The sequence below is a fragment of the Micromonospora sp. WMMD708 genome (assembly GCF_049315245.1).
In the GTDB taxonomy this organism is placed as follows: domain Bacteria; phylum Actinomycetota; class Actinomycetes; order Mycobacteriales; family Micromonosporaceae; genus Micromonospora; species Micromonospora wenchangensis.
Window position 1 is genome coordinate 1,741,532 of record NZ_CP186060.1, and the last position, 13,516, is coordinate 1,755,047.

The following is a 13,516-nucleotide window of genomic DNA, read 5'->3' on the forward strand; positions in this document are numbered from 1 at the left end:
ACGGGGGGACACGGACACCGGCCGGTCGGCGGGGCTCAGATCTCGGCCAGGCTGCCCTCGTACATCCGGTCGATCTCGGCGGCGAAGTTGCTCTCCACACCGCGCCGCTTGATCTTCAGCGAGGGGGTCATCTCGCCGTCCTCGATGGTCAGGTCGCGAGGCAGGACGGTCACCTTCTTGATCGTCTCCCAGCGGTTGAGCCTGGTGTTGAGTTGGGCGACGTGCTCCTCGACCATCGCGCGGGCCTCCGGCGAGGCGACGATCTCGGCGTAGTCGCGCCCCTCCAGGGGGCCGCCCGCCGCCCAGCCCCGGATCGCTTCCGGGTCCAGGCTGACCAGCATGGTGCAGTAGTTGCGGGCCTGGCCGATGACGATCGCCTGCGAGGTGTACGGGCAGATCGCCTTGAACATGCCCTCGATGTGTGACGGCGCGACGTACTTGCCGCCGGAGGTCTTGACCAGGTCCTTCTTGCGGTCGGTGATGCGCAGGTAGCCGTCGTCGTCGAGGCTGCCGATGTCACCGGTACGGAAGAAGCCGTCCTCGGTGAACGCGGCGGCCGTCTCCTCGGGCAGGTTGTGGTAGCCGCGCATGACCGGCCGGCCGCGCACCAGGATCTCCCCGTCGGTGTCGATCCGGCACTCCAGGTCGCCCATTGCCCGGCCGACCGTGCCGATCCGCAGCCCGTCGGGCGGGTTGACGAAGTTGCCGGCGCTGGTCTCGGTCAGGCCGTACCCCTCGGAGATCGGCAGGTTGGCCGCGGCGAAGAAGGTGGCGATCTCGGCGCTCAGCGGAGCCGCGCCCGAGACGAGCACCCGGATCCGGCCGCCGAGGCGGGCCTGGAGCTTGCTGAACACCAGCTTCTCGGCCACCGCGTACTTCGCCTTCAGCATGGCCGGCACCGGCCGGCCGGCCTGCTCCAGGGCGACCTTCTGCTTGCCGACCTCGACCCCCCAGGCGAAGATCTTCGCCTTGGCGCCCCCGGCGTCCTGCGCGGTGGTGACCGCCTTGTTGTAGACCTTCTCGTAGACCCGGGGCGCCCCGCACATCAGCGTCGGCCGGATCACCCCGAGCAGGTCGACGAGCTTGTCCACCCGGCCGTCGACGTAGGTGGGCAGGCCGACGTGGGTCGAGCCGCACAGCAGCGTCTTGCCGAACGAGTGCGACAGCGGCAACCAGAGATACTGCACGTCGTCGTCGCGCAGCAGGCCCGTCTCGGCCTGCACCACCCCCTCCCAGCACCAGCCACCGTGCAGCAGCTCGACCCCCTTCGGCCGGCCGGTGGTGCCCGAGGTGTAGATCAGCGTGGCCAGGTGCTCGGGGCCGACCGGGGCGATCAGCCGGTCCACCAGGCCCGGGTCGGCGGCCAGCGCCCGCGCGCCCTGCTCCTCGAGCTCGGCCAGGGTGAGCTGGGGCACGGCGGCGGTCGGGTCGGGGGTGCCGTCGAAGAGCACCACGTGGGTCAGCGCGGGCAGCTGCGCGCCGGACACCTTCGCCGCCTGGGCCGGGTTCTCGGCGAACAGCACCCGGGAGCCGGAGTCGGCGATGATGTACGTCGCGTCCTGCGGCTCGGTGGTGGGGTAGACGGTGGTGGTCGCGCCGCCCGCGCACATGATGCCGAAGTCGGCGATGATCCAGTCCAGCCGGGTGTTGGCCAGGATCGCCACCGGGTCCTCCAGCCCGACCCCGAGCCCGTGCAGGCCGGCGGCGACCGCGTCGGCCCGCCGGCCGACCTGCGCCCAGGTCAGCCAGACCGGCCCGGAGTCGTCCGCCGCCGGGTGGGCGAAGGCGCGCCGGTCGGGGGTGGCGGCCACCCGCTTGCGGAACATGTCGGGGATGGAACGGTATGGGACATCGAGAGCCATCGAGGTTGCCGCCTTCGGGGGTGGGTGACGTGACGGGGGTCACGTCGCTCTGCGGTTACCGAAGGGTATTGCCTGCACCCGGGCATCGGCTAGCCCTCGAACCTGTGAGGCGGCTGAGTCCCGCCGGGCGTGCCGGCCGGCCCGGCGTACCGGTCCGCCCGCATCGACCAGTCGTAGGTGGCGCGCAGCCAGGCTCGGCGGGCCGCCAGGTAGGGCGTTACCGCCGGCCCGGCGTGCGCGGCCAGGGTCGCCTCCCGCACCAGGTAGCCGGCCAGCCCGTCGTTGAACCATCCGGCGGCCAGTTGGAACGCCGCCGCCTCGTCCCGCCCGTGCTGCGCGGCGAGGACGGTGACCAGGTTGTGCGGATCGGCCACCGCGTCCCGTTCCTTGCGGTAGGAGAACAGGTCGTTGCACCAGCAGACCAGGTCGACGGTGAGGTCGTCCAGGGCGAGCAGCGCCGGATCGACCCGCCGGGCCGGGGCGGGCGGGCGGCCGTACGCCAGGTCGGTGAGGGTGAGGCTGGGGCGTACGCCACCGGTGTGCCGGCGCATCTGGCGGTACTCGGCCAGCCCCGGGACCCGGCGGCGCTCCCGGTTGGCGGCCTCCCACAGCAGTGCCAGCAGGTACTCCCGCAGCTGGCTCACCAGGCGCAGCAGCAGCGTGGGCCGGCGCTGGTCGACCACCCGCCGGCACAGGTCGGCCAGCGCGACGCCGAGTGCCCCGGCCGTCGTGTCCCGGTCGGCCGGGCGGACGTCGTCGCCGACCGGCCAGCGCCACGCGGTCGACGTCCCGGCTGGTCCGCCCGGGTCGGCCCATGCCCCGGCTGGTCCGCCCGGGTCGGCCCATGCCCCGGAGTCGGTCGGCCCGCCGTGCCGGTCGAGCACCTCCAGCAGCGCGGCGACCATCGGCGCGAGGGTGGCCGGTGCGCTGCCCAGGCCGTCGTCGTCGCAGATGTCGTCCATCACGAACAACCAGGAGAACAGGTCGGTGAGCAGTCGTAGCCGGGTGACCGGGGCCTGCGGGCAGGCGCGTCCGGCCAGTTCGGCCGCACCGGCCCGGTGCAGCCGGGAGGCCGACGGTCCGGCCCCGACCAGGCCCTGCCGGCGGGCCCACTCCAGGCTCTCCGTCGCCACCCGGTCGGTGGCGACGTGCCGGCGGCTGACGAACGGTGGCTCGTACAGCGCCGAGACGTCGAAGCTTCGCATGGTGTCCCCAGTCGGCCGCACCCCACGAGCGGCGTCGCCGGAGAGTACGGCAAAGGGATCGACGCCGGTCGCTGTCGGAGTGATCGGGGTGACTGATTGCACCCCTGCCGCAAACAGCGACGCGCTTCACTGCGCCAGGTGATCGACCGGCCGCACAGGGTGTCCATCGCGGTGGCCCGGCGCGAGGTGGTGCCGGCGGCCGGGGCTCACAACCCCAGCGCGGCCGTCCGCAGCCGTTCGGTCAGCGCCGGTGGACCGTCGAGCTGGACCCGCGCCACCCGCTGCCGGCCGGACAGGAACAGCACCAGCTCACCGGGGGGACCGACCAGCCGTACCCGGTCACCGCCCCGGCCGGCGGTCAGCTCGCCATGGCCGGGGGCCTGCACCAGCAGGTGCGCCGGGAAGCGTCGGGCCCGGGTGCGGGTCAGCAGGGACACCGGCTTCCACAGCTTGGCGGCCAGCCCCGCCGGGATGTCCCGGGGGTGCCAACCCGGGCGGGCCCGCCGGACGTCCTCGTGGTGGATGAAGAACTCCATCGTGTTGGCCAGCTCGTCGGTCAGCGGATTGCTGACCGGGCTCCACACCGGGGGCCGGCGCACCTGGTCGACCAGTTCCGGCCAGGGGCGGGCGGCGACCCGCAGCCGCACCCGCTCGGCGTACCCGTGCAGGGGCGGCAGCAGGATGCCGCCGGCGGCGTCGGGGCGGCGCTCGCGCACCACCAGGTGGGCGGCGAGGTCCCGGGCGGTCCACCCCTCGTTGATCGTGGGGGCGTCCGGGCCCACTTCCAGCATCAGGTCGGCGAGCGCCTCGCGCTCCGCTCGGGCGTACCGCGGCATGCAGCGATCGTAGGTCGGCGGGCCGCCATCGGCGCGCCGGAGACCCGCCGCGACGGGCGCGGGCGGGACGTGACGGTGGACATACGTCGCCGGGCGGCGGCGGTGGCCGGGACCGGTAAGGATAAGGGAGATAATTGCGGCTTACGGCGGGGGAGAGCGTGGCGAGCGGGACGAGTCGGGACGTGATCCGCCGGGGGTTGTGGGTCCTCGGCCGGGCGATCCGGGAACAACCGCGCATCTTCGCGGTGGCGGTCGCCGGCAGCGTGCTCTTCGGCGGGTTGGTGATCGCCAGCGCGTACGTGGTCGGCGCGGTCGTCGGCGACGTCGTGGTGCCCGCGGTCGAGGCCGGCGAGGTCGGCACCGGCACGGTGGCCCTGGCCGCCGTGGCGCTGTTCGGGATCAGTGTGCTGCGGGTGGTCGGCATCTTCGGCCGGCGGCTCGGGGCCGGCTACATGCAGTTCCGCCTCCAGGCCGCCTACCGTCGCCGGGTCACCCGCCGATACCTGGACCTGCCGCTGGCCTGGCACCACCGCAACGCCACCGGCACGTTGCTGTCCAACGCCAACTCCGACGTCGAGGCGGCCTGGTACCCGATCGCGCCGCTACCGTTCGCGGTCGGCACGCTGGTGATGCTGGTCGGCGCGGTCGGCTCGCTGTTCGTCACCGACTGGGCGCTCGCCCTGGTCGGGCTGGCCGTGTTCCCCGCCCTGTTCGCGCTCAACGTGGTCTACTCCCGCCGGATGGCCCCCCGCCAGGCCCGCGCCCAGCGGCTGCGGGCCGAGGTCAGCGGCATCGCCCACGAGAGCTTCGACGGCGCGCTGGTGGTCAAGACCATGGGCCGCGAGGCCCAGGAGACCGCCCGGTTCGCCGGCCGGGCCCGGGAACTGCGGGATTCGCTGATCGCGGTCGGCCGGCTGCGCGGCGTCTTCGACCCGTTGCTGGAGACGCTGCCCAGCCTCGGCACCCTGGCCGTGCTGGTGGTCGGCACCGTCCGGCTGCGCCAGGGCGCGATCACCGTCACCGAACTGGTCAGCGTCGCCTTCCTGTTCACCGTGCTGGCGTTCCCGGTGCGGGCGATCGGCTGGGTGCTCGCCGAGCTGCCGCGCAGCGTCGCCGGGTGGGACCGGGTCAGCCGGGTGCTCGACGCCACCGGCGAGATGCCCTACGGCGAGGTCACCCTCGACGACGCCGCCGGCCCGGCGACCCTCGCCTTCGACGGCGTCCACTTCGGCTACGAGCCCGCCGAGGCGCACCTGCCCGGGGCGCAGGTGCTCGGCGAGGTCGCCTTCACCGTGCCCGCCGGACGGACGGTGGCGCTGGTCGGGCCGACCGGCGCCGGCAAGTCCACCATCGCCTCACTGGCGGTCAGGCTGGTCGACCCGGATGCCGGCACGGTCACCCTCGACGGGGTGGACGTGCGCCGGCTCACCGCCGCGTCGCTCGCCTCGACCGCCGCCCTGGTCGCCCAGGTGCCGTTCGTCTTCGACGACACTGTCCGGGCCAACATCAGCCTGGACCGGCCGGGCATCGACGACGAGGACGTCTGGGCGGCGCTGCGGCTGGCCGAGGCGGACGGTTTCGTCGCCGCCCTCCCCGACGGGCTGGACACCATGGTCGGTGAGCGGGGCACCTCGCTCTCCGGCGGGCAGCGGCAGCGGCTCACCCTGGCCCGCGCCCTGGCCGGCCGGCCCCGACTGCTGGTGCTCGACGACGCCACCAGCGCGGTCGACCCCCGGGTCGAGGCCGCCATCCTGGCCGGGCTGCGTGCCCCGGCACCCGGGCAGCCGGCCGCCGCGTCGATCCTGGTGGTGGCGTACCGGCGGGCCACCATCGCACTCGCCGACGAGGTGATCTATCTGGAGCAGGGCCGGGTGCTGGCCCGGGGCACCCACACCGAGCTGCTGGCCACCGTGCCCGGCTACGTCGACCTGGTCACCGCCTACGAGCAGGCCGAACAGGAACGCGAACAGGACCGGACGTACGACGAGGTCGCCCCGCTGCCGACGGGCCTGGAGATCGAGGTGGACCGGTGAGCGCGAGGAGTGCAGCGCAGCGGGGTCGTGGGGTCGGGAACGGAAGGTCGACGTCGGTGGGCGAGGGTGGCGGGGACGGGCCGGTCGAGCGGACCGAGGGGACCTGGCAGACGTTGCGGCGGGGGTTGGCGCTCTCGCCGGAGCTGCGTACCGGGTTGGCCGGCACGTTGGCGCTGGCGCTTGTCTACATGGTCGGCCGGGTGGCCGTGCCGGTGGCGGTGCAGCGCGGCATCGACCAGGGGATCGCCGTCCCCGACGGGCCGGATCTCGGGGTGATCGTCACGGTGGTCACCGCCACGGCGGCGGTGCTGGTGCTCACCACCGTCTGCGGTTACCTGATGATGCGGCGGCTGTTCACCGTCAGCGAGACCGCGCTGGCCAACGTCCGGACGAGGGCGTTCCGGCACGTGCACGACCTGTCGATGCTGCACCAGCAGTCGGAGCGGCGCGGGTCGCTGGTCTCCCGGGTGACCAGCGACGTCGACCAGATCACCCAGTTTCTCCAGTGGGGCGGGGTCATCCTCCTCGTCAACCTGGGTCAGCTCGCGGTCACCACGGCGGTGATGCTGGCGTACTCCTGGCAGTTGACGCTGGTGGTGCTGGTCGCCTTCGCGCCGGCGGTGCTGATCATCCGGTTGTTGCAGCGCCGGCTGGCCGGGGCGTACGGGGTGGTCCGGCAGCGGACGGGCACGCTGCTCGGCACGATCGCCGAGAGCGTGGTGGGCGCGCCGGTGATCCGGGCGTACGGCGTCTCGGGGCGCACGGCCCGGCGGCTGGACGCGGCGATCGAGGGGCAGCGGTTGGCCCAGCAGCGGGCCATCCGGATCAGCATCATGGGCAGCTCGGTGGGGGAGTTGGCGGCCGGGGTGGCGCTGGCCGGGGTGGTGGTGGTCGGGGTGTCGCTGGGGGTGGACCGGACTCTGTCGGTCGGCCAGCTCACCGCGTTCCTGTTCCTGGTCACCCTGTTCATCCAGCCGGTGCAGATCGCCACCGAGGTGCTCAACGAGGCGCAGAACGCCATCGCCGGCTGGCGGCGGGTGCTCGACGTGCTGGACATCGCGCCGGACGTGGCCGATCCGGGGGAGCAGGGCCGGGACCTGCCGGCCGGCCCGCTGGACATCCGCTTCGCCGACGTGACGTTCGCCTATCCGGGAGGGCCGCCGGTGCTGCACGGCGTCACCCTGGACATCGCGGCGAAGAGCCGGGTGGCGGTGGTCGGTGAGACCGGCAGCGGCAAGACCACCTTCGCCAAGCTGCTCACCCGGCTGATGGACCCGACGCAGGGGCGGGTGCTGTTGTCCGGGGTGCCGCTTGATGAGGTGCGGTTCGACTCGCTGCGCGCCCGGGTGGTGATGGTGCCGCAGGACGGGTTCCTGTTCGACGCCACGGTCGGGGAGAACGTCCGTTTCGCCCGTCCCGAGCTGACCGACGCGGAGCTGACGGCCGCCTTCACCGAGCTGGGCCTGGCCGACTGGCTGGACGGACTGCCGGCCGGACTGGCCACCCCGGTGGGGGAGCGGGGGGAGGCGTTGAGCGTCGGGGAGCGGCAGCTGGTGGCGCTGGCCCGCGCGTACGTGGCCGATCCGGACCTGCTGGTGCTGGACGAGGCGACCAGCGCCGTCGACCCGGCCACCGAGGTGCGCCTGCAACGCACCCTGGACGCGGTGACCCGGGGGCGTACGACGCTGGCCATCGCGCACCGGTTGTCCACCGCGCAGGCCGCCGACGAGGTGGTGGTGGTGGACCGGGGCCGGATCGTCCAGCGGGGTCCGCACGAGGAACTGCTACGTGATCCGGACTCGGTGTACGCCCTGCTCTACGCGTCGTGGTTGGAGCAGACCCGCTGATCCACGAACTGCCCACCGATGGGAATGGCGTCCGGTGGACGTGGTCGCCGCGGTGCTCTACTCTGCGGGTTAGGTAAGGCTAACCTTTTTCGGAGGTGCCCGTGGCTCCGACCCCTGCTGAGCTGATCCGTACCCTGGTGGCCGGTCGGTTACCCGGCCTGGTGCACCTCGCCCACCGCCCCGGTCCGTTCCACGTCCGGCACGCCACCGACGTGGAGGGGCGGGTGCTGCTGCTCGTCCCGGTCTTCAGCGACCTCGCCGCCGAACTGGACCCGGCCGCCGCGCGGGACGTGGCCGTGGTACTCGACGTGCTCGACCTGCCCCCGGCCGCCGGCGCGCCGTCGACCGGCCGGGCCTGGGTGTCCGGTTGGGCGGTGCCGCTGACCGGCGATCCGGCCCGCCGGGCGGCCGTCGAGTTCGCCGCCGTGGACCCGACCGCCGACCTGCTCGACGTCGGGAGCCGCTTCCGGCTGCACCGCTTCGAGGTGGTCGAGGCCCGACTGGAGACCGCCGGTGCGGTGCACCGGGTCGATCCGGGCGACTACGCCGCCGCCGAACCGGACCCGCTGCACGCCGACGAGGCCGCCCTGCTGGCCGACCTCGCCGACCACCACGGGCCGCAGGTGACGGCGTACCTGCGCAGCCGGCTCGGCCTGACCGGCGGTGAGCCCCGGGTGGTCCGTATCGACCGCTACGGACTGGTCGTGGCCCTCGGCGGACCCGGCGACAGGCGTCGCGCCCGGTTGCCGTTCCCGCAGCCGGTGACCGACCTGTCGGAGCTGTCCCGGGCGCTGCACCCGCTGCTGTGCACCCGTTCCGTCGCGCACCCCCGTACCCCCCGCCACCCCGCCAACACCCGAACCGACCGCGACTAGCCTTGCCGCAGCCCGTGGCCGCCCCCAGTCACGGGCTGTTGCGTGCCCGGCCCCCTCGGGCACCCGGCCCGGTCCCGTCCCACCCCGGTGATCAAGAGGTTCGGGTCAGGGCGGGCGACCGGCATGACGCGAACCTCTTGATCACCGGGCCGGAGCGGCAGGCGGCGGAGCGGCGGGCGGTGCAGCGGCGGACGGGGGGAGGGGGGCGGTGAGGTAGCGGTGGAGGGTGGGGCCGACAGTGGCGGCCAGGGTGTCGGCGGTGGCGGAGGCGATCGGCTCCAGCCGGATGACGTAGCGCATCATGGCCAGTCCGATCATCTGGGTGGCGACCAGCCCACCGCGCAGCGGCAGCTCCGCCGGGTCCACGTCGAGACGGTCGAGCACCCGGCGCAGCACCTGGGTGGTCAGGAACTCGCGCATCAGCCGGGCCGTCCACTCGCTGTTGGTCGCCGAACGCAGCAGCGCCACCGCCGCCCCACCGGCCGGCGAGTCCCACACCCCGAGGAACGTGCGGACGAGCCGTTCCCCGATCCCGTCCGGATCGCCGGCCAGCACGGCGGGCAGCAGCGCGGCCGGGTCGACCGGGATGTCGACGGTGGCCCGGAACAGCTCCTCCTTGCTGCCGAAGTAGTGGTGCACCAGGGCCGGGTCGACCCCGGCGGCGGTGGCGATCTGCCGGATCGAGGCCGCGTCGAAGCCGCGCTCGGCGAACGCCGACCGGGCGGCGGCGAGGATCGCCTCCCGGGTGTCCTGGTTACCGGGGCGGCGGCCGGTGCGTCGGGCCACCGGGCTCACCCGCTGCGCCGGCGCAGGGTCGCCGCCGCCAGCACCAGGGCCAGCACCGCCGCGCCGGCCACGATCGACACGTCCCGCCACATCAGGCCGGTCGGTGCGGAGTGCGCGCCGACCTCCTGGAGCGCCTCCACCGCGTACGACAGGGGCAGCGCGTCGCTGATCGCCTGGAGCCAGCCGGCCATCTGGTCGCGCGGCACGAACAGCCCGCACAGCAGCAGTTGCGGGGCGACCACGACCGGCATGAACTGCACCGCCTGGAACTCGGTGCGGGCGAAGGCGCTGCAGAACAGCCCCAGCGCGACGGCCAGCACCGCGTTGACCGCGGCGATCAGCACGACCAGCCCGGCGGACCCGGCGGTGGTCAACCCGAGCAGCCGGTACGCCGCCACGGCGGCGACGGTCGACTGCGCCACCCCGGCCAGCCCGAACGCGATGCCGTAGCCGAACAGCAGGTCGAGCTTGCCCAGCGGGGTGGTGAGCAGCCGTTCCAGCGTCCCGCTGGTGCGTTCCCGCAGCATCGCGATGCTCGTCACCAGGAACATGATGATGAACGGGAAGAAGCCCAGCATCACCAGGGCCACCCGGTCGAAGGGGGACGGCGCACCGGGCGGGGCCGGCTGGTCGGCGTACATGTAGTAGACCAGGGTGAGCAGCACCGTCGGCACCACCACCAGCAGCGCCACCGTACGTCGGTCGTGCCGTAGCTGACGCAGGATGCGGCCGGTGGTGGCGGCCAGAATCGTCGGGTTCACGCCGCCTCCCCGGTGCCCGTCGGGTCCGCCCCGGTGGCGCGGATCAGCCGCAGGAACGCCTCCTCGAGGTCGTCGACCCCGGTGGCGGCGCGGACCGCGTCCGGGGTGTCGTCGGCGATCAGCCGGCCGTGGCGGATCAGCAGCAGCCGGTCGCAGCGGGCGGCCTCGTCCATCACGTGGCTGGACACCAGCAGGGTGGTGCCGGCGGCGGCCAGGGCGTGGAACCGGGCCCACAGGTCGGCCCGCAGCACCGGGTCCTGCCCGACGGTGGGCTCGTCGAGGACGACGAGTTCCGGCTCGCCGACCAGCGCGCAGGCCAGCGAGGCCCGGCTGCGTTGCCCGCCGGAGAGGGTGCCGACCAGTTGGCCGGCGGCGTCGGCCAGGCCGACGTCGGTGACCGCCGCGTCGGCGTCGGCGGCGCTGCGCCCCTGGAGGGTGGCGAAGTAGCGGGCGTTCTCCCGGACGGTCAGGTCGGCGTAGACGCTGGGCGCCTGGGTCAGGTAGCCGACCCGGTGGCGCAGCCCGGCCGCGCCGGCCGGGTGGCCGAGCACGGTGACCGTGCCGGAGCTGATCGTCTGCACCCCGACGACGGCCCGCATCAGGGTGGTCTTGCCGCTGCCGCTCGGGCCGAGCAGCCCGGTGACCGTGCCGCGCGGCACCGTGCAACCGATGCCGTCGAGCACCCGTCGTCGACCCCGGTCGACGACGAGGTCGCGGACGGCGATGGCGTCGTCCATCGCACCTCCTCAAAACTCATCAACTGTTGAAATCAACGCTAGATGAATTACCCGCCGGTGCGCAACGGTTGACTTCGAGTGCGCTCGAACTGAAAGCCTGGACGGCGTGGACATCAGCACACGGGAGCGGGGCCTGTCGGTCGGCGAGGCGGCGGCCCGGGTCGGCCTGACCACCTACACACTGCGCTGGTACGAACAGGAGGGGCTGGTCGCTCCGGTCGGCCGGGACTCGGCGGGCCGCCGTCGCTACACCGAGGTCGACCTGAACTGGCTGGTGCTGCTCACCCGGCTGCGCCGCACCGGGATGCCGGTGCGCGACATGCGCCGGTACGCCGAACTGGCCCGCCAGGGCGACCGGACGCGGGCCGCCCGACGGGCGCTGCTGGAGGCCCACCGGGTCCGGGTGCTGACCCGGATGGCCGAACTGGAGGAGGACCTCACGGTGCTCAACTACAAGATCGAAACCTACCGCTGCACGGAGGAGGGACGATGATCCGTCGACGGATCGGGGCGGGTGGTCCGGAGGTCTCCGCCATCGGACTGGGCTGCATGGGCATGAGCTTCGCCTACGGCGGGCAGGACGACGCCGAGTCGACGCGTACCCTGCACCGCGCCCTCGACCTGGGCGTGAACCATCTCGACACCGCCGACATGTACGGCTTCGGCGCCAACGAGCGGCTGCTCGCCCCGGTGGTACGGGCCCGCCGCGACGAGGTCTTCCTGGCCACCAAGTTCGGCAACCGGCCCCACGCCGACGGCTCCGGGGCGTACGTCGACAGCAGCGCCGCCTGGGCCCGCGAGGCCTGCGACGCCTCCCTGCGCCGGCTGGGCGTGGACACCGTCGACCTGTACTACCTGCACCGCCGCGACCCGGGCACCCCGATTGAGGAGACCGTCGCGGCGATGGCCGACCTGGTCGCGGCGGGCAAGGTACGCCTGCTCGGCCTGTCCGAGGTCAGCCCGGCGACACTGCGTGCGGCCCACGCCGTGCACCCGATCGCGGCCGTGCAGATGGAGTACTCCCTGTTCACCCGGGACGTCGAGGGGGAGATGCTGGACACCTGCCGGGAGCTTCAGGTGGCCCTGGTGGCGTACTCGCCGGTCGGGCGGGGGCTGCTCACCGGGGCGATCACCGGCCGGGACCAGCTCACCGAGGGTGACTGGCGGGCGGCGGCACCCCGCTTCGCGGCGGACAGTCTCGACGCCAACCTGCGGCTGGTGGCCGCCGTCCGGGCGGTGGCCGAGGAGATCGGCTGTACCCCGGCCCAAGCCGCCCTGGCCTGGCTGCTCGCCCAGGGCGAGGACGTGCTGCCGATCCCCGGCACCAAGCGGGTCCGCTACCTGGAGGAGAACGCCGCCTCCGCCGACCTGCGGCTCACCGCCGACCAGCAGGCCCGGCTGCGGGAGGCGGTCCCCGTCGACGCGGTGGCCGGCGAGCGGTATCCGGCGGCCGGGATGCGGACGGTCGGGCACTAGCCCATCGATCGACATCTTCGGACACTTGGCTTCGGACCGGGCGTCAGCCTTCGGACCGGACAGGAAGTCCGCCTTCGGGCATTGCGCCCCGATCGGGCCTACGGCACGATGGCGCGGTGGATCACGCTCCGTTGCCGGAGGCCGCCTTCCTGGCCGACTGGACCGACCGGCTGCGCGCGTCCGCCGAGCGCCCGGTGGTCGGGATCCTGCTGCGGGGCAGCCACGCCCGGCGGGCCGCCACCGCGTACAGCGACGTCGACCTCGACGTCCTGGTGAGCCCGACCGGGCCCACCCCGGCCACGCCGTCGGGCGGGCCCGGTCCGGGCTGCCCGGCGGCCCCGGCTGTGGCATCCGGGCCGCCCCGGGCGGCGGGCCGGTCCGCGCCGGTGGGGCCGTCGGGCCGGGTGGGCGGCACGCGGCGCGGCGCGACGACCGGCCCGGTCGACCCGCCGGGCGGGTCCACCCGCGGCCGGTGGCCGACCGGGACGCCGTACGACGCCCGCCGGGCCTACCTCGCCGAGGTCGACGGGCGGATCGTGCACGTGTCGGTGGCCGCCCGGGACGTCCGCACCTGGGTCGACCGGCTCGGCGAACCCGCCGACTGGGCGTTCGGGCTGCCGGTGACCACCCCCACCCGGCTGCTCTGGGCCGACCCGACCTGGCGTCGCCGGATCGACCTGCCGGTGCTCTGCCAGCCCGCCGACCAGCCCCGCCTGGAGGAACTGGTGGCCACCCTCGGCAAGGTGGCCGGGGCGCTCGCCGCCGACGACCCGCCCGGCGTCCGGCTGGCCGCCGCCGACCTGGCCCGGCTCTGCCCGTCCGTGCTGCGCCCGGCCAACCCGGGGGTGCGGGTGGCGTCCCGCCGGGCCGCCTTCGCTGCCGCCCTGGACCTGCCGGTCGCGCCGCCCGGCTACCGCGACGACATGCTGCTCTGCCTGGGGGTACGCCCCGGCGGCACCGTCGCGGTCGGGATGGCCGCGGCCCGCCTGGTCAGCGGGGTGCTCCCGCTGGTGCGCCCGTACGCCGACCGGGTCGCCGAGACCGCCGGCCCGGACCTCGCCCGCGCCCTGTGCGACGGACGGCTGGAGCGCTACGTCG

11 protein-coding genes and 1 pseudogene are annotated in these 13,516 nt (G+C 74.1%); 6 read left to right on the forward strand and 6 right to left on the reverse strand.

Annotated elements, in window-relative coordinates; all coding sequences use genetic code 11:
• Nucleotides 1-35 precede the first annotated feature (35 nt).
• From ACN260_RS07985 to ACN260_RS07995, 3 genes are all read right to left on the reverse strand, one after another.
• Nucleotides 36-1,862: an AMP-dependent synthetase/ligase gene (locus tag ACN260_RS07985; protein ID WP_422755361.1), complete on the reverse strand. Its 1,827-nt coding sequence runs from the start codon at nucleotides 1,860-1,862 to the stop codon at nucleotides 36-38.
• Nucleotides 1,863-1,951: 89 nt separating this feature from the next.
• Nucleotides 1,952-3,067: a terpene synthase family protein gene (locus tag ACN260_RS07990; RefSeq protein ID WP_422755362.1), complete on the reverse strand. Its 1,116-nt coding sequence runs from the start codon at nucleotides 3,065-3,067 to the stop codon at nucleotides 1,952-1,954.
• A 206-nt stretch (nucleotides 3,068-3,273) separates the two neighbouring features.
• A complete protein-coding gene (locus ACN260_RS07995; protein ID WP_422755363.1) occupies nucleotides 3,274-3,903 on the reverse strand; it encodes a TIGR03085 family metal-binding protein in 630 nt (209 codons plus the stop codon).
• Nucleotides 3,904-4,061: 158 nt separating this feature from the next.
• On the opposite strand from ACN260_RS07995, the gene ACN260_RS08000 reads away from it, so the two are divergent.
• The 3 genes from ACN260_RS08000 to ACN260_RS08010 all read left to right on the forward strand — a co-directional run bounded on the left by ACN260_RS08000 (nucleotide 4,062) and on the right by ACN260_RS08010 (nucleotide 8,658).
• On the forward strand, nucleotides 4,062-5,936 hold the full coding sequence (locus ACN260_RS08000) for an ABC transporter ATP-binding protein (RefSeq protein ID WP_422755364.1): 1,875 nt from the start codon (nucleotides 4,062-4,064) through the stop codon (nucleotides 5,934-5,936).
• Between the two features lie 56 nt (nucleotides 5,937-5,992).
• Nucleotides 5,993-7,783, forward strand: coding sequence for an ABC transporter ATP-binding protein (locus tag ACN260_RS08005; protein ID WP_422755365.1), 1,791 nt, complete (start codon nucleotides 5,993-5,995; stop codon nucleotides 7,781-7,783).
• A 101-nt stretch (nucleotides 7,784-7,884) separates the two neighbouring features.
• Nucleotides 7,885-8,658, forward strand: a complete 774-nt coding sequence (locus ACN260_RS08010) for a DUF2470 domain-containing protein (protein WP_422756654.1) — start codon at nucleotides 7,885-7,887, stop codon at nucleotides 8,656-8,658.
• 141 nt (nucleotides 8,659-8,799) lie between these two features.
• On the opposite strand, the gene ACN260_RS08015 is transcribed toward ACN260_RS08010, so the two are convergent.
• From ACN260_RS08015 to ACN260_RS08025, 3 genes are read right to left on the reverse strand one after another with little or no spacing between them, the layout of a single operon-like run.
• Entirely contained in the window at nucleotides 8,800-9,444 is a 645-nt protein-coding gene (locus tag ACN260_RS08015; RefSeq protein ID WP_422755366.1) for a TetR family transcriptional regulator, read from the reverse strand.
• A 5-nt stretch (nucleotides 9,445-9,449) separates the two neighbouring features.
• A complete protein-coding gene (locus ACN260_RS08020) occupies nucleotides 9,450-10,205 on the reverse strand; it encodes an ABC transporter permease (RefSeq protein WP_422755367.1) in 756 nt (251 codons plus the stop codon).
• On the reverse strand, nucleotides 10,202-10,942 hold the full coding sequence (locus ACN260_RS08025; protein WP_422755368.1) for an ABC transporter ATP-binding protein: 741 nt from the start codon (nucleotides 10,940-10,942) through the stop codon (nucleotides 10,202-10,204). Before ACN260_RS08025 ends, ACN260_RS08020 begins: the two co-directional genes overlap by 4 nt.
• 106 nt (nucleotides 10,943-11,048) lie before the next feature.
• On the opposite strand from ACN260_RS08025, the gene ACN260_RS08030 reads away from it, so the two are divergent.
• The 3 genes and pseudogenes from ACN260_RS08030 to ACN260_RS08040 form a co-directional block, all read left to right on the forward strand.
• Complete coding sequence (locus tag ACN260_RS08030) at nucleotides 11,049-11,435, forward strand: MerR family transcriptional regulator (protein WP_422755369.1); 387 nt, start codon at nucleotides 11,049-11,051, stop codon at nucleotides 11,433-11,435.
• Nucleotides 11,432-12,418: an aldo/keto reductase gene (locus tag ACN260_RS08035; protein WP_422755370.1), complete on the forward strand. Its 987-nt coding sequence runs from the start codon at nucleotides 11,432-11,434 to the stop codon at nucleotides 12,416-12,418. The genes ACN260_RS08030 and ACN260_RS08035 overlap by 4 nt, the downstream gene beginning before the upstream one ends.
• 683 nt (nucleotides 12,419-13,101) lie before the next feature.
• Nucleotides 13,102-13,425, forward strand: a pseudogene (locus ACN260_RS08040) (phosphoribosyl-AMP cyclohydrolase); the annotation flags it as partial.
• Between the last annotated feature and the right edge of the window lie 91 nt (nucleotides 13,426-13,516).